The sequence below is a fragment of the Streptomyces sp. HUAS TT11 genome, assembly GCF_051553595.1.
Lineage (GTDB): Bacteria > Actinomycetota > Actinomycetes > Streptomycetales > Streptomycetaceae > Streptomyces.
The window spans coordinates 3211933-3227827 of sequence record NZ_CP196184.1 but is presented as its reverse complement, the minus strand read 5'-3'; the positions used below and the strand labels follow the sequence as shown (position 1 = coordinate 3227827).

Genomic DNA, 15895 nt, shown 5'->3' with positions numbered 1-15895 from the left:
TGTGACGGGCAGCGCATCGGCGCCGCCTGCCCGAGGCCTCCGGCGCTGGCATCCTGACCGCCCCCAGCCGGGTCTGCCGGCCGCCTCCCGACCCGGACCCGCCGCCCCCGTCCACATCCCGGACTTCCGTCCAAACCAGGTCGCAGACCCACCCCCCTCCTCCCATACCCTTGTCCCGTGACCCCCGTCGAGCTCTCCCGTACCGTGCTGTGCGCGGTGCGTCGCGCTGTGGACGACGGGGAACTGAGCGTGGCCGTGCCTGCACGTGCCGTCGTCACTCCGCCGGGGCCCGGGGGCAGTGGCGACTACGCCACCAACATCGCCCTCCAGCTCGCCCGCCCCGCGGGCCGGCCGGCACTCCAGGTCGCCGAGATCCTGCGGTCCCACCTCCGTGACACCGCCGGAGTGGCCGACGTCGAGATCACCGGGCCCGGCTTCCTCAACATCCACCTCGAGGGCTCCGGCGCCACCGCCTCCCTCGTGCGGGAGATCCTCCAGTGCGGTGGCGGGGACGCCGCGGCCAGGCAGGGCATCCTCCGGACCGGCATCAAGGGCATCAACGGCATCAACAGTGGCCCCGCTGTTGACAGCCACAGAGACGTCGACAGCCAGAGAGATGTCGACAGCCACAGAGACGTCGACAGCAGCAGAGATGTCGACCGCTGCACCGATCCCGACGGCAGCACAGATGCCGACCGCGACACCGATGCACACGGCAACACGGACATCGACCGCGACGCAGACGTCGACAGCAACGCCCGCGTCGACCGCGACGCAGACGTCGACAGCGACGCAGACCTCGGCACAGCCCCCCGCCGCAACAGCCACCCCTACGGCCACGCCCCCACTCTCCAAGGCCGTGTCATTCCGCTGCGTGTGCCCTACGAGATCCGGGCCGAAGTCGTCGCCGACAGCCTGGTGCGGATCATCGCCACCCAGGGCGGGCGGGCCGAAGTCGATCATGTGCGGGCCGGGGAGCGGGTTGATCTGCGGCCCGTGCCGGCGCCGGAGGATCCCGCCCCGCTCGGTGCCGACGCCGCTCGCTGGGCCCTGTTGTATCCGGCGCCGCACGACCGGCCCCGGATCACCGCCGATCATCTGCTGCAGCGTGAGAGCAACCCTCTCTTCCGCGTCCGGTACGCCCATGCCCGGGCCCGTGCGCTCGGTCGCAACGCCGGGCGGCTCGGGTTCGACGCCGTTCCCGGTGACCTGGCGGACGTGACCGCCGCCGATCCGCTCGTGCGGGCCCTCGCGGAGTATCCGAACGCCCTCACCCAGGCGGCCGCCCACCGCGCGCCCGACCGGCTCGCCCGGCATCTCGTGGCCGTCGCCGATGCCCTGCTCGCCTTTCAGCACACCGTGCTCCCGCTCGGCGACGAGAAACCCTCGGCCGCCCACCGGGCCCGGCTGGCTCTCGCCGTAGCCGCCGGGACGGTGCTGGCCGGCGGCCTGTCCCTGCTCGGCATCAGCGCACCCGACTATCTCTGAGAGAGCCCAGACCTGTCATGAGCCGTTCCGCACATCCCGCCGGGCCCCGCCACGCCGACGTCCTGCCCGAGGGCCACTACTCCGCGCCGCCCGCCGACCTCAACGCCCTCGACCCCAAGGTGTGGGCGCAGACCGTCGGACGCACCGCCGACGGGGTGGTCGCGGTCGGCGGGATCGACGTCAAGGCGCTCGCCGAACAGTTCGGGACCCCCGCCTACTTCATCGACGAGGCGGACTTCCGGGCCCGGGCCCGGGCCTGGCGCACCGCCTTCGGGCCCGACGCCGACGTCTTCTACGCGGGCAAGGCGTTCCTGTCCCGGGCCGTGGTGCGCTGGCTGCACGAGGAGGGGCTGAACCTCGACGTCTGCTCGGGCGGGGAGCTCGCCACCGCCCTCTCGGGCGGGATGCCCGCCGACCGCATCGCCTTCCACGGCAACAACAAGTCCACCGAGGAGATCACCAGGGCCGTCGAGGCCGGTGTCGGGCGGATCGTGCTCGACTCGTTCCAGGAGATCGTGCGGGTGGCGCACATCGCCTCCTCGCTCGGCAGGCGGCAGCGCGTCCAGATCCGGGTCACCGTGGGCGTCGAGGCGCACACCCACGAGTTCATCGCCACCGCGCACGAGGACCAGAAGTTCGGCATCCCGCTCGCCGACGGGCAGGCGGCGGAGGCCGTGCGCCGCGCTCTCCAGCTCGACGGGCTGGAGGTCATCGGCATCCACAGTCACATCGGGTCGCAGATCTTCGACATGTCGGGCTTCGAGGTCGCGGCCCACCGTGTGGTGGGGCTCCTGAAGGACATCCGCGACGAGCACGGCATCGAGCTGCCCGAGATCGACCTCGGCGGAGGGCTCGGGATCGCGTACACGAGCGACGACGATCCGCGTGAGCCGCACGAGATCGCCAAGGCGCTCACCGAGATCGTCTCCCGCGAGTGCGAGTCCGCCCGTCTGCGGACCCCCCGTATCTCCGTGGAGCCGGGGCGCGCCATCGTCGGGCCCACCGCGTTCACGCTGTACGAGGTCGGCACCATCAAGCCCCTCGACGGGCTGCGCACCTATGTCTCCGTCGACGGCGGCATGTCGGACAACATCCGCACCGCGCTGTACGACGCCGAGTACAGCGTCGCTCTCGTCTCCCGTACGTCCGATGCCGCGCCGATGCTGGTGCGTGTGGTCGGCAAGCACTGCGAGAGCGGGGACATCGTGGTGCGGGACGCCTTCCTGCCCGCCGACCTCGCGCCCGGCGACCTTGTCGCCGTGCCCGCCACCGGCGCGTACTGCCGGTCGATGGCCAGCAACTACAACCACGTGCTCCGCCCGCCCGTCGTCGCCGTGGGAGACGGCGAGGCCCGGGTGATCGTCCGTCGTGAGACGGAGGAGGACCTGCTGCGGCTCGATGTCGGGTGACCGCCCGGACACCCTCCCGGGGACCGCTGTCGCGGCGGAAGATCTTCCGGTCGCCCGCCGCCGAAAAATGAAATAGACGTCTCATGATTCGGACAAAGGGCGGAAAGCGCCGTCCGGTGAGTGAGACTGGGTCAACCGTAGACCGCATGAGGAAACGAGGTCGCATGATGCGTACGCGTCCGCTGAAGGTGGCGCTGCTGGGCTGTGGGGTTGTCGGCTCAGAGGTGGCGCGCATCATGACGACGCACGCCGACGATCTCGCCGCGAGGATCGGGGCCCCCGTGGAACTGGCGGGGGTCGCCGTCCGCCGGCCGTCCAAAGTGCGGCAGGGCATTCCCGCCGAACTCGTCACCACCGATGCCACCGCGCTGGTCAAACGCGGGGACATCGACGTGGTGGTGGAGGTCATCGGGGGGATCGAGCCCGCGCGCACGCTGATCACGACCGCCTTCGAGCACGGCGCGTCGGTCGTCTCGGCCAACAAGGCGCTCGTCGCCCAGGACGGTGCCGCCCTGCACGCCGCGGCGGAGGAGCACGGACGCGACCTGTACTACGAGGCGGCCGTCGCCGGTGCCATCCCGCTGATCCGCCCGCTGCGGGAGTCGCTCGCCGGTGACAAGGTCAACCGGGTGCTGGGGATCGTCAACGGGACCACGAACTTCATCCTCGACAAGATGGACTCGACGGGGGCCGGGTACCAGGAGGCCCTCGACGAGGCCACCGCCCTCGGATACGCGGAGGCCGACCCGACCGCCGACGTCGAGGGGTTCGACGCGGCCGCCAAGGCCGCCATCCTCGCCGGGATCGCCTTCCACACGCGCGTGCGCCTCGACGACGTCTACCGCGAGGGAATGACGGAGGTCACGGCCGCGGACTTCGCCTCGGCGAAGAAGATGGGCTGCACCATCAAGCTGCTCGCCATCTGCGAGCGCGCCGCCGACGGGGGCTCGGTCACCGCGCGTGTGCACCCCGCGATGATTCCGCTCGCCCATCCGCTCGCGTCGGTGCGCGGCGCCTACAACGCCGTGTTCGTCGAGTCGGACGCCGCGGGCCGGCTGATGTTCTACGGCCCCGGTGCCGGCGGTGCGCCGACGGCCTCCGCCGTCCTCGGTGACCTCGTCGCCGTGTGCCGCAACCGTCTCAGCGGCGCCACCGGGCCCGGCGAGTCCGCCTACGCGGCGCTGCCCGTGTCCCCGATGGGCGATGTCGTCACGCGCTATCACATCAGCCTCGACGTCGCCGACAAACCGGGTGTTCTCGCTCAGGTCGCGACCGTTTTCGCCGAGCACGACGTCTCGATCGATACGGTTCGCCAGCAGTCCAGGAGCCAGGGCGGCGGCGACGCGGCCGCCGCCGAGCAGGGCGGATCCGAGCGACGGGAGGGCGGGGAGGCCTCGCTCGTCGTCGTCACCCACCGTGCGTCCGACGCGTCCCTGGCCGGGACCGTCGAGGCGCTGCGCAGCCTCGACACCGTGCGGGGTGTCGCCAGCATCATGCGGGTTGAAGGAGAGTAGTCAGCAATGACCCACCAGTGGCGCGGAATCATCGAGGAGTACCGGGACAGGCTGCCGGTGTCCGACAGCACGCCCGTCGTGACGCTCCGTGAGGGCGGCACCCCGCTCGTGCCCGCGCAGGTGCTCTCCGAGCGCACCGGTTGCGAGGTCCACCTCAAGGTGGAGGGTGCGAACCCGACCGGGTCCTTCAAGGACCGCGGTATGACCATGGCCATCAGCAAGGCCAAGGAGGAGGGCGCCAAGGCGGTCATCTGCGCCTCCACCGGGAACACCTCCGCCTCGGCCGCGGCCTACGCCGTGCGCGCCCGGATGGTGTCGGCCGTGCTCGTGCCCCGGGGCAAGATCGCGCTGGGCAAGATGGGTCAGGCCCTGGTGCACGGCGCGAAGATCCTCCAGGTGGACGGCAACTTCGACGACTGCCTCACCCTCGCCCGGGCGCTGTCCGACAACTATCCGGTCGCGCTCGTCAATTCCGTCAACCCGGTGCGTATCGAGGGGCAGAAGACGGCGTCCTTCGAGATCGTCGACATGCTCGGCGACGCACCCGACATCCACGTCCTGCCGGTCGGCAACGCGGGCAACATCACGGCCTACTGGAAGGGCTACAAGGAGTACGCCGCGGACGGCATCGCCCGGCGGACCCCGCGCATGTGGGGTTTCCAGGCCTCCGGCTCGGCCCCGATCGTGCGCGGCGAGGTCGTGAAGGACCCCTCGACCATCGCCACCGCGATCCGCATCGGCAACCCGGCGTCCTGGAAGTACGCCCTGGCGGCGAGGGATGAATCGGGCGGGATCATCGATGAGGTGACGGACCGTGAGATTCTGCGCGCCTACCGTCTGTTGGCCGCACGGGAGGGCGTCTTCGTGGAGCCCGCCTCCGCCGCGTCCGTCGCCGGTCTGCTGAAGGCCGCCGAGCGGGGTGAGGTCGACCCCGGTCAGCGGATCGTGTGCACCGTCACCGGGAACGGCCTCAAGGACCCCGACTGGGCCGTCGCGGGCGCCCCGCAGCCGGTCACGGTCCCGGTCGACGCGGCGGCGGCGGCCGAGCGGCTCGGGCTTGCGTAACGCGGGCGCTGCCGGGGGATAACCCTGATGGCGTCCGGCAGAGGGGGCACAGGGGGCTTACGACACGCATCGTGCGCCTCCCGTGCGCCCTATGTCGCCACAGAACCTTCCTTCGATAGGCTGTACCGAACCCGCCCGCCGCATATGCCGCGGTACCGCGTCGTCCCTGCGGCCCGGCCCCGGGTTTCCCGCACGTATCGACAGTCACTCGACCATCACGCAGCTCAAGGAGAGTCATCGAGCGATGGCCGGTCCAGCGTTCCGCGCCGCCGCCGTCCGGGTGCGCGTCCCCGCCACCAGCGCCAACCTCGGCCCGGGCTTCGACGCCCTCGGCCTTGCACTGGGGCTGTACGACGACGTGGTCGTCCGAGTGGCCGACTCCGGGCTGCACATCGACATCGCGGGCGAGGGCAGCGAGACGCTTCCGCGTGACGAGGGACATCTCCTTGTACGGTCCCTGCGCGCCGCCTTCGACGTCCTGGGCGGTCAGCCGCGCGGCCTGGAGATCGTCTGCGCCAACCGCATTCCGCACGGCCGCGGCCTCGGCTCCTCCTCCGCCGCCATCTGCGCCGGCATCGTCGCCGCCCGCGCCGTGACCATAGGCGCGGACAGCCGGCTCGACGACGTCGCACTGCTGGAGCTCGCCACCGAGATCGAGGGCCACCCGGACAACGTCGCGGCCTGTCTCCTCGGTGGATTCACCCTTTCCTGGATGGAGCGCGGCGCCGCCCGTGCGATCCGCATGGACCCCGTCGATTCCGTCGTTCCGGTGGTTTTTGTGCCCGGAAAGCCGGTACTGACGGAGACGGCGCGCGGACTGCTCCCGCGCACCGTGCCGCACGTCGACGCAGCCGCCAACTCGGGCCGCGCCGCACTGCTCGTCGAGGCGCTGACCAGGCGCCCCGAGTTGCTGCTGCCCGCCACGGAGGACCGTCTCCATCAGGAGTACCGCGCCCCGGCGATGCCGGAGAGCGCGGCGCTGGTGGAACGGCTGCGGGCGGACGGGATCCCCGCGGTGATCTCCGGCGCGGGACCCACCGTCCTTGCGCTGGCCGACGGCGCGAGCGCCGACAAGGTGGCCGATCTGGCGGGCGAGGGCTGGGCCGCCAACCGGCTGGAGCTGGACAGCCAGGGAGCGAGCGTGCTGCCGCTTGCGTCCTGACACACGGTTGCCGGATTTGGAGAGGGGGAATGTTTGTTGGATCCGGTAGTGTTAACCTCAAGTCTGCACCCCACCCCGCCATGGCAAGGTGCTTCGTGTCCCCGTCCGGGACAACCATTCTTCCGGGAGCCTCCCAAGCCGCACTGTGTTTCGTACCGCGTACGTGATCGGTACGTCGTACGCGGACACTGAGCGGGTTGCAGAGCACGCTCCGGAATCGGCGTCACCGAGCCGAGTGACACAAATCCGAGTGCCACGCCTTCGGGAAACGCCAATCACCAGATATCTCTTCCGCCGTTTTGGCGGACCACCGCCCCGGCACGGTCCACACAGACGGGATCGAAGCCGGACAGCACAACCGGTCGCCGAGCCAGACAGGCCGACGTCCGCTCCAGGGAAGGACCCTTCGTGAGCGACACCACCGATCTGATGGGCGCACGTGTCGACGAGACCGCTGCCGCGCCCGCCACGGACGCCTCTGCGCCTGCCACCGGTGCCGGCTCCCGGCGGCGCCGCGGTACCGGCCTCGAGGGCATGGTGCTGGCCGAGCTGCAGCAGGTCGCATCCGGCCTCGGCATCAGGGGCACGGCGCGCATGCGCAAGAGCCAGCTGATCGAGGTCATCAAGGAGGCGCAGTCCGGAGGCGCCCCGGCCAAGGCCGAGGCGGCCACCGAGGCCAAGCCCAAGCGCCGGTCCACCTCCAGGACCCGCACCGGCGACGAGGCGGCCGCAGCCGAACCTCAGGCGGAGAAGGCCCCCGAGCAGTCCGCGGCCGCGCAGCAGATCGAGATTCCCGGCCAGGGAGCCGGTGACGAGGCCCAGGGCGAGCGCCGTCGGCGTCGCGCCACCGCCGAGGCGGGCAGCCCCGAGACGGTCGCCGCCGAGGCGAAGAGCGAGTCGAAGGCCGAGACGTCCGCGCAGGCGCAGCCGCAGGGCGACGGCAGGGCCGACGGCGGCGACGGCGAGGGCCGCCGCCGCGACCGCCGCGAGCGCGGACGTGACCGCGACCGCCGCGGCAAGGGCGACGACCAGCAGCAGAGCCAGGGCGGCCAGCAGCGTCAGCAGCAGAGCCAGCAGCAGGGCGGCGGTCGTCAGGACCGGGCGCAGCAGCAGGACGACGACGACTTCGAGGGCGGCCGCCGTGGCCGTCGTGGCCGCTACCGCGACCGCCGTGGCCGCCGTGGCCGCGACGACATCGCCCCCGAGCCGCAGTTGGCCGAGGACGGCGTCCTGATCCCCGTCGCGGGCATCCTGGACATCCTCGACAACTACGCCTTCATCCGTACCTCGGGCTATCTGCCGGGTCCGAACGACGTGTACGTCTCCCTCGCCCAGGTCCGCAAGAACGGTCTGCGCAAGGGCGACCACATCACCGGCGCGGTCCGGCAGCCGAAGGAAGGCGAGCGGCGCGAGAAGTTCAACGCGCTCGTCCGGCTCGACTCCGTCAACGGCATGGCGCCCGAACACGGCCGCGGCCGCCCGGAGTTCAACAAGCTCACCCCGCTGTACCCGCAGGACCGGCTCCGTCTGGAGACCGACCCGGGCGTGCTGACCACCCGGATCATCGACCTGGTGTCGCCGATCGGCAAGGGCCAGCGCGGTCTGATCGTGGCCCCGCCGAAGACCGGCAAGACCATGATCATGCAGGCGATCGCCAACGCGATCACCCACAACAACCCCGAGTGCCACCTGATGGTCGTCCTCGTCGACGAGCGTCCGGAAGAGGTCACCGACATGCAGCGGTCGGTGAAGGGCGAGGTCATCTCCTCGACCTTCGACCGTCCGGCCGAGGACCACACCACGGTCGCCGAGCTGGCCATCGAGCGGGCCAAGCGCCTGGTGGAGCTGGGCCACGACGTCGTCGTGCTGCTCGACTCGATCACCCGTCTGGGCCGTGCGTACAACCTGGCGGCTCCCGCCTCCGGCCGCATCCTGTCCGGTGGTGTCGACTCCACGGCCCTCTACCCGCCGAAGCGCTTCTTCGGCGCGGCCCGGAACATCGAGGACGGCGGTTCGCTGACCATCCTCGCCACCGCGCTGGTGGACACCGGGTCCCGCATGGACGAGGTGATCTTCGAGGAGTTCAAGGGCACCGGCAACATGGAGCTCAAGCTCGACCGGAAGCTCGCCGACAAGCGCATCTTCCCGGCGGTGGACGTCGACGCGTCCGGCACCCGCAAGGAGGAGATCCTGCTCGGCAACGAGGAGCTCGCCATCGTGTGGAAGCTGCGCCGGGTGCTGCACGCGCTCGACCAGCAGCAGGCGATCGAGCTGCTCCTCGACAAGATGAAGCAGACGAAGTCGAACATCGAGTTCCTGATGCAGATCCAGAAGACGACGCCCACGCCGAACGGCGACTGAGCCCGTCCGAAGGCCTGAGGGCCGCCCCCGTCGCCATGCGACGGGGGCGGCCCTCTGCGTTGTCCGGACCCGGGTGCTTCCCTGTGCTCGCGAACGAGACGTTCGCCACAAGAATCAGTGTCGGTACCGTTTTCCGGTACTACGCCCTCATCGGGTGAAACCGCAGGTGAGCACCGTTCGTCACCATGATCCGGTCACTGTCCGTGATGGTGCGTCCACGCTATGGCCACGGTGCGTCGTGCAACCCTGGCTCCGGTTCCTCCGTCTGACCGGACGGAGCGACCGTCGGAGTGACGGGGATCCCGCACGGTCCCCCGGCTCGACGCAGCCGAACGCTCCGGGGAGGTTCGCCACCGACCAGGCGTGACCCTGAACGCAAGGGGTACCCGACCGGGACGAGAACTGAGGAGCACATGCCTGCCGAGAGCACGCCGGACGCCGGCATAGCCGACGAGACCGTGACGCCCGAGCCGCGACGCAGGGCCAAGGGCCGCCGCCGCAAGCCCCGGGGCAAGGGACGCCGGGCCCTCCTCGTCATGGCCTGGACCGCCGCGGGCATCGTCGTCCTCGGCGGCACCGGTGTCGGGTACCTGTACTTCAAGCTCAACGGCAACATCAAGAGCGTCGACATCAACCAGGCCCTCGGCACCGACCGGCCCGCGAAGGTCGACAACGGCTCCGAGAACATCCTGGTCCTGGGCTCGGACTCCCGCTCAGGCAGCAATAAGACGCTGGGCGGAGGGACCGACGACGGCAGCGCCCGCTCCGACACCGCGATGATCGTGCACGTCTACAAGGGCCACAAGAAGGCCAGCGTGGTCTCCATCCCGCGCGACACCCTCGTGGACCGCCCGGAGTGCACCGACGGCAAGGGGAACGCGCAGCCCGCGGCCGAGAGCGTCATGTTCAACTCCGCGTACTCCACCGGAGGCGCCACGTGCGCCGTGAAGACCGTCGAGTCGATCACCGGTATCCGCATGGACCACTACGTCGAGGTGGACTTCGCCGGTTTCCAGAAGCTGATAGACGACCTCGGCGGCGTCCAGGTGACCACCACCAGGGCCATCGACGACCGGGAGAGTCACCTCGCGCTCCCGGCCGGCACGCACACCCTGGACGGCCGGCAGGCGCTCGGCCTGGTCCGCACCCGGCACGGTGTGGGCGACGGGTCCGACCTGGGCCGCATCCAGCTCCAGCAGGCCTTCGTCAAGGCACTGGTCGACCAGGTCAAGCAGATCGGCATCCTGTCCAGTCCGACGAAGCTGGTGGACCTGGCCGACACCGCGACCAAGGCGGTCACCACCGACTCCGACCTGGCCTCGGTCAAGGCCCTGGCGTCCTTCGCCAACGGGCTGAAGGGCATCAGCTCCTCCCACATGAACATGGTGACGATGCCGGTCCAGTACGACCCGGCGAACCCCAACCGGGTGCTGACCGACACATCCAAGGCCCGGCTGATCTGGAGCGCCCTGGAGAACGACAAGCCGATCCCGGCGAGGGCGACACAGGGCACGGCGACGGGCGAGGCCAAGGGCGTCGTGGCGTCGTCCTGAGCCCGGCGGCCACCGGCGCGGACCCCCGGGCGCGGTGGTGGCGCGGGCGGCGGCAGCGACGCGCCGAGGTAGCAGGGACGCTCCCGGGGCCCCGGTCCCGGGCGGGGAATAGATCACTTGTGCCCCCGGTTTTGGGGGATGCGGCCAGTCCTGGCAGACTGGTACGTCGGCTCCGGTTCACGCTCCCGCATCCCGCGTCTGCGACCCGGCGCCCTCCCGAAACCTAGGAGACACCTTGAAGCGCGACATCCACCCCGAGTACGTCGAGACGCAGGTCAGCTGCACCTGTGGCGCGTCGTTCACCACCCGCAGCACGATCGGGTCCGGCACCATCCGGGCCGAGGTCTGCTCCGAGTGCCACCCGTTCTACACGGGCAAGCAGAAGATCCTCGACACCGGTGGCCGTGTGGCCCGCTTCGAGGCCCGCTTCGGCAAGGCTGCCGCTGCCAAGAAGTAGCGAGCCCACAGCGCCGGTCTCCGGTGTTCCCGTCTTCACGTGTGGAAGCGGGGGCCCGGGACCGGCGCTTTGCGGTGCAGCCACAGTTCGTCGTACGTACGTCCCCATGCCCGGTCCGGCTGGGGGCAATCCAGGGAGTCGGAGATGTTCGAGGCGGTCGAAGAGCTGGTCGGTGAACACGCCGACCTGGAGAAGAAGCTGGCGGATCCGTCGGTCCACGCCGACCAGGCCAACGCACGCACACTCAACAAGCGTTATGCCGAGCTGAGTCCCATCGTCGCCACGTACCGCTCCTGGAAGCAGACCGGTGACGACATCGAGACCGCCCGCGAACTGGCCGCCGACGACCCGGACTTCGCGGCCGAGGTCAAGGACCTGGAGAGGCAGCGCGAGGAGCTGACCGAGAAGCTGCGCCTCCTGCTCGTCCCGCGCGACCCCAGCGACGACAAGGACGTCATCCTCGAGGTCAAGGCGGGCGCGGGCGGGGACGAGTCCGCCCTGTTCGCCGGCGACCTGCTGCGCATGTATCTGCGCTACGCCGAGCGCGTCGGCTGGAAGACTGAGATCATCGACTCCACCGAGTCCGAGCTCGGCGGCTACAAGGACGTCCAGGTCGCCGTGAAGGCCCGCGGCAGCCAGGAGCCCGGCCAGGGCGTGTGGGCCCGCCTGAAGTACGAGGGCGGGGTGCACCGTGTGCAGCGCGTGCCCGCGACGGAGTCCCAGGGCCGTATCCACACCTCCGCGGCCGGTGTGCTGGTCACGCCGGAGGCGGAGGAGGTCGACGTCGAGATCAACGCCAACGACCTTCGGATCGACGTCTACCGCTCCTCGGGCCCCGGCGGCCAGTCCGTCAACACGACCGACTCCGCCGTGCGCATCACACACCTGCCGACCGGAGTCGTCGCCTCCTGCCAGAACGAGAAGAGCCAGCTGCAGAACAAGCAGCAGGCGATGCGTATCCTGCGCTCCAGGCTGCTCGCCATGGCGCAGGAGGAGGCGGAGAAGGAGGCCGCCGACGCCCGCCGCAGCCAGGTCCGCACCGTCGACCGCTCCGAGAAGATCCGTACGTACAACTTCCCGGAGAACCGCATCTCGGACCACCGCGTCGGCTTCAAGGCCTACAACCTCGACCAGGTCCTGGACGGCGACCTCGACGCGGTGATCCAGGCCTGCGTCGACGCGGACTCGGCCGCCAAGCTCGCAGCCGCGTAAGGCACGTACACAACCGGAGGACCAGCGTGAACCTGCTGCTCGCGGAGGTGGCCCAGGCCACCCAGCGGCTGGCCGACGCCGGCGTGCCCTCGCCGCGCAACGACGCGGAGGAGCTCGCCGCCTTCGTGCACGGCGTCAAGCGGGGCGCGCTGCACTCCGTGAAGGACTCGGACTTCGACGCCCGGTACTGGGAGGTCATCGCCCGCCGCGAGGCCCGCGAACCGCTCCAGCACATCACCGGGCGCGCCTACTTCCGGTACCTGGAACTCCAGGTCGGGCCCGGGGTGTTCGTACCCCGCCCGGAGACCGAGTCGGTGGTCGGCTGGGCCATAGACGCCGTGCGGGCGATGGACGTGGTCGAGCCGCTGATCGTGGACCTGTGCACGGGTTCGGGTGCCATCGCGCTCGCCCTGGCCCAGGAGGTGCCGCGCTCCCGTGTGCACGCCGTGGAGCTGTCCGACGAGGCGCTCCAGTGGACCCGCAAGAACATGGAGGGCTCCAGGGTCGACCTGCGCCAGGGCGACGCCCTGGACGCCTTCCACGACCTCGACGGCCAGGTCGACCTCGTGATCTCCAACCCGCCGTACATCCCGCTCACCGAATGGGAGTACGTCGCGCCGGAGGCCCGGGACTACGATCCGGAGCTCGCCCTGTTCTCCGGCGAGGACGGCCTCGAGCTCATCCGCGGCCTGGAGCGCACGGCGCACCGGCTGCTGCGCCCCGGCGGCGTCGTCGTCATCGAGCACGCCGACACCCAGGGCGGCCAGGTGCCGTGGATCTTCACCGAGGAGCGGGGCTGGGCCGACGCGGCCGATCACCCCGACCTCAACAACCGCCCCCGCTTCGCGACCGCCCGCAGGGCGCTGCCGTGAGCACCCCGAAGACTCTCTTTCCGCAGCAGTACGTGTACGAGGAGGCCAGCTGAAGATGGCACGGCGATACGACACCAACGACGCGACCGACCGCACGACCGGTCTGCGCGAAGCCGCGTCCGCCGTCCGCCGTGGCGAACTCGTGGTGCTGCCGACCGACACCGTGTACGGCATCGGCGCCGACGCGTTCTCCTCGGAGGCCGTGGCCGACCTGCTCCAGGCCAAGGGCCGGGGCCGCAACATGCCCACGCCCGTCCTCATCGGCTCCCCGAACACCCTGCACGGCCTCGTCACGGACTTCTCCGAGATGGCCTGGGAACTGGTCGACGCGTTCTGGCCGGGCGCCCTCACGCTCGTCGCGCGGCACCAGCCGTCGCTGCAGTGGGACCTCGGGGACACCCGTGGAACCGTTGCCGTGCGCATGCCGCTGCACCCGGTCGCCATCGAACTGCTGACCGAGGTCGGCCCGATGGCCGTCTCCTCCGCCAACCTGACCGGCCACCCGGCACCGGAGAACTGCGACGACGCCCAGGAGATGCTCGGCGACTCCGTCTCCGTCTACCTGGACGGCGGTCCCACCCCCGGGAACATCCCCTCCTCGATCGTCGACGTCACCGGCAAGGTGCCCGTCCTGCTGCGGGCCGGTGCCCTGTCCGCGGACGAGCTGCGAAAGGTCGTACCCGACCTCGAGGTGGCGAATTGACAGCCCCTGACGCGGGGCGTGGCATAGGCAACGGGGACGAGACGGGGACCTTCGGGCTTCCCCGCGACACTTTCCGCATCCTCCACGTCAGCACCGGCAACGTGTGCCGCTCGCCGATCACCGAGCGGCTGACCCGGCATTTCCTCGCGGACCGGCTCGGCGACCCCCTGTGGGGCGGGCTGATCGTGGAGAGTGCCGGCACCTGGGGTCACGAGGGCGCGCCCATGGAGGCGAACGCGGCGGCGGTCCTCGCCGACTTCGGCGCGGACGCCTCCGGCTTCGTCGGCCGGGAACTCCTGGACGAACACGTCATCCGGGCCGACCTGGTGCTGACCGCGACGCGAGACCACCGGGCCCAGGTGATCTCCATGGGCCATTCGGCGGGACTGCGCACCTTCACGCTGAAGGAGTTCACCCGGCTCGTGCGGGCGATAGACCCGGCCACGCTGCCTCCGCTGGAGGACGGCGTGGTCGCCCGCGCCCGTGCCCTGGTCCGGGCCGCGGCGGCGCTGCGCGGCTGGCTGCTCGCCCCCACGGCGGGTGCGGACGAGGTCTACGACCCGTACGGGGCCCCGCTGACGTTCTTCCGGTCGGTCGGGGACGAGATCCACCAGGCGCTGGAACCGGTCGTGACGGCGCTGACGGGAGTGCCCACCCGGGCCTGACCGGGTGACGCGGGCCGGCTCCGAACGGGAGCGTTGCACCTGCACGGCGGTAACCACCCGGCGCCCCGGGGAACCCGGGCCTACATTGGACGTACGTTTCCGATGCCCGGAGCCCCGGAGCCCACCATGGCGGTCACGCACACCCTCGAGGCAGACGTCCTGCGTCGGCAGGACCCCGAACTCGCCGACATCATCCTCGGAGAGCTCCACCGGCAGTCCACGACGCTGCAGCTCATCGCCGCCGAGAACTTCACCTCGCCGGCCGTGCTCGCCGCCCTCGGCTCGCCGCTCGCCAACAAGTACGCCGAGGGCTATCCCGGCGCCCGCTACCACGGGGGCTGCGAGATCGTCGACGTCGCCGAGCGCGTCGCGGTGGACCGGGCGAAGGCGCTCTTCGGAGCGGAGCACGCCAATGTGCAGTCGCACTCGGGATCGTCGGCGGTGCTGGCCGCGTACGCCGCGCTGCTCAGGCCCGGTGACACCGTGCTCGCCCTGGGGCTGCCGCACGGCGGGCATCTCACACACGGGTCGCCCGCCAACTTCTCCGGCCGCTGGTTCGACTTCGTCGGCTACGGGGTCGAGGCGGACTCCGGGCTCATCGACCACGAGCAGGTGCGCTCCCTCGCCCGTACACACCGCCCCAAGGCCATCGTGTGCGGGTCCATCGCCTATCCGCGCCACATCGACTACGCCTTCTTCCGGCAGGTCGCCGACGAGGTGGGCGCGTATCTCATCGCGGACGCCGCCCATCCGATCGGGCTGGTCGCCGGGGGAGCGGCGCCCAATCCGGTGCCGTACGCCGATGTCGTCTGCGCCACCACGCACAAGGTGCTGCGCGGGCCACGCGGCGGCATGATCCTGTGCGGGAGCGAATTGGCGGAGCGCGTGGACCGGGCGGTCTTCCCGTTCACCCAGGGCGGCGCGCAGATGCACAGCATCGCGGCCAAGGCCGTCGCCTTCGGGGAGGCCGCGACGGAGGGCTTCGGCGCATACGCCCACCAGGTGGTGGCCAACGCCCGGCGGCTCGCGTCGGACCTGGGCGCCGCGGGGCTGGCGATCACCACCGGGGGCACCGACACCCATCTGCTGACCGTGGACCCCGCCCCGCTCGGGGTGGACGGCCGCACCGCTCGGGGGCGGCTCACGGCGGCCGGCATGATCCTGGACACATGTGCGCTGCCGCACGGCGACGCACGCGGCCTGCGCCTCGGCACCGCCGCGCTGACCACGCAGGGCATGGGCGAGGCCGAGATGTCGTACATCGCCGCGCTCTTCGTGTCCGTGCTGCGCGACGAGGTGGACGGGAGGAAGGCGCGTGAAGAAGTGCGGGAGCTGGCCGGTGGATTTCCGCCGTATCCGGGCTGGTAGAGGGTAGGCGCAGCGGAGTGCACAGCCGAACGTGCAACCATCGTCGCTACCCGATTGTCCTCAACC

Annotated in this window: 13 protein-coding genes; all 13 read left to right on the top strand. The window is 70.8% G+C overall.

Annotation, left to right across the window (positions count from 1 at the left end; genetic code table 11):
- The first annotated feature begins 177 nt into the window (after positions 1 to 177).
- The 13 genes from nrtL to glyA all read left to right on the top strand — a co-directional run bounded on the left by nrtL (position 178) and on the right by glyA (position 15829).
- On the top strand, positions 178 to 1488 hold the full coding sequence (gene nrtL / locus ACSHXN_RS14360) for an ArgS-related anticodon-binding protein NrtL (protein WP_438303196.1): 1311 nt from the start codon (positions 178 to 180) through the stop codon (positions 1486 to 1488).
- Between the two features lie 17 nt (positions 1489 to 1505).
- Positions 1506 to 2897 carry a diaminopimelate decarboxylase gene (gene lysA / locus ACSHXN_RS14355; protein ID WP_355133524.1) on the top strand — a complete coding sequence of 464 codons (1392 nt, stop codon included), beginning with the start codon at positions 1506 to 1508 and terminating at the stop codon, positions 2895 to 2897.
- A gap of 167 nt (positions 2898 to 3064) precedes the next feature.
- Positions 3065 to 4411, top strand: a complete 1347-nt coding sequence (locus ACSHXN_RS14350) for a homoserine dehydrogenase (RefSeq protein WP_355133564.1) — start codon at positions 3065 to 3067, stop codon at positions 4409 to 4411.
- Between the two features lie 6 nt (positions 4412 to 4417).
- Positions 4418 to 5476, top strand: a complete 1059-nt coding sequence (gene thrC / locus ACSHXN_RS14345) for a threonine synthase (RefSeq protein WP_438303195.1) — start codon at positions 4418 to 4420, stop codon at positions 5474 to 5476.
- 244 nt (positions 5477 to 5720) lie between these two features.
- The gene (gene thrB, locus ACSHXN_RS14340; protein ID WP_355133528.1) at positions 5721 to 6638 is read left to right on the top strand and encodes a homoserine kinase; all 918 of its coding nucleotides are present in this window, start codon (positions 5721 to 5723) and stop codon (positions 6636 to 6638) included.
- A gap of 408 nt (positions 6639 to 7046) precedes the next feature.
- Complete coding sequence (gene rho, locus ACSHXN_RS14335) at positions 7047 to 8999, top strand: transcription termination factor Rho (RefSeq protein WP_438303194.1); 1953 nt, start codon at positions 7047 to 7049, stop codon at positions 8997 to 8999.
- 413 nt (positions 9000 to 9412) lie between these two features.
- A complete protein-coding gene (locus ACSHXN_RS14330; protein ID WP_355133532.1) occupies positions 9413 to 10552 on the top strand; it encodes an LCP family protein in 1140 nt (379 codons plus the stop codon).
- 235 nt (positions 10553 to 10787) lie between these two features.
- Positions 10788 to 11009: a 50S ribosomal protein L31 gene (rpmE, locus tag ACSHXN_RS14325; protein ID WP_059130001.1), complete on the top strand. Its 222-nt coding sequence runs from the start codon at positions 10788 to 10790 to the stop codon at positions 11007 to 11009.
- 144 nt (positions 11010 to 11153) lie between these two features.
- Positions 11154 to 12221: a peptide chain release factor 1 gene (gene prfA, locus ACSHXN_RS14320; protein WP_355133534.1), complete on the top strand. Its 1068-nt coding sequence runs from the start codon at positions 11154 to 11156 to the stop codon at positions 12219 to 12221.
- Positions 12222 to 12247: 26 nt separating this feature from the next.
- The gene (gene prmC, locus ACSHXN_RS14315) at positions 12248 to 13093 is read left to right on the top strand and encodes a peptide chain release factor N(5)-glutamine methyltransferase (RefSeq protein WP_059130003.1); all 846 of its coding nucleotides are present in this window, start codon (positions 12248 to 12250) and stop codon (positions 13091 to 13093) included.
- Between the two features lie 55 nt (positions 13094 to 13148).
- Positions 13149 to 13796, top strand: a complete 648-nt coding sequence (locus ACSHXN_RS14310; RefSeq protein ID WP_059130004.1) for an L-threonylcarbamoyladenylate synthase — start codon at positions 13149 to 13151, stop codon at positions 13794 to 13796.
- A complete protein-coding gene (locus tag ACSHXN_RS14305) occupies positions 13793 to 14461 on the top strand; it encodes a protein-tyrosine-phosphatase (protein WP_059130005.1) in 669 nt (222 codons plus the stop codon). Before ACSHXN_RS14310 ends, ACSHXN_RS14305 begins: the two co-directional genes overlap by 4 nt.
- A gap of 126 nt (positions 14462 to 14587) precedes the next feature.
- On the top strand, positions 14588 to 15829 hold the full coding sequence (gene glyA / locus ACSHXN_RS14300; RefSeq protein ID WP_355133537.1) for a serine hydroxymethyltransferase: 1242 nt from the start codon (positions 14588 to 14590) through the stop codon (positions 15827 to 15829).
- Positions 15830 to 15895: the final 66 nt, after the last annotated feature.

What these genes read in the sequence shown, in the direction of transcription:
- lysA (WP_355133524.1), top strand. Translation starts at nt 1,506, where the DNA reads ATGAGCCGTTCCGCACATCCCGCCGGGCCCCGCCACGCCGACGTCCTG.
- ACSHXN_RS14350 (WP_355133564.1), top strand. Translation starts at nt 3,065, where the DNA reads ATGCGTACGCGTCCGCTGAAGGTGGCGCTGCTGGGCTGTGGGGTTGTC.
- thrC (WP_438303195.1), top strand. Translation starts at nt 4,418, where the DNA reads ATGACCCACCAGTGGCGCGGAATCATCGAGGAGTACCGGGACAGGCTG.
- thrB (WP_355133528.1), top strand. Translation starts at nt 5,721, where the DNA reads ATGGCCGGTCCAGCGTTCCGCGCCGCCGCCGTCCGGGTGCGCGTCCCC.
- ACSHXN_RS14330 (WP_355133532.1), top strand. Translation starts at nt 9,413, where the DNA reads ATGCCTGCCGAGAGCACGCCGGACGCCGGCATAGCCGACGAGACCGTG.
- prfA (WP_355133534.1), top strand. Translation starts at nt 11,154, where the DNA reads ATGTTCGAGGCGGTCGAAGAGCTGGTCGGTGAACACGCCGACCTGGAG.
- ACSHXN_RS14310 (WP_059130004.1), top strand. Translation starts at nt 13,149, where the DNA reads ATGGCACGGCGATACGACACCAACGACGCGACCGACCGCACGACCGGT.
- glyA (WP_355133537.1), top strand. Translation starts at nt 14,588, where the DNA reads ATGGCGGTCACGCACACCCTCGAGGCAGACGTCCTGCGTCGGCAGGAC.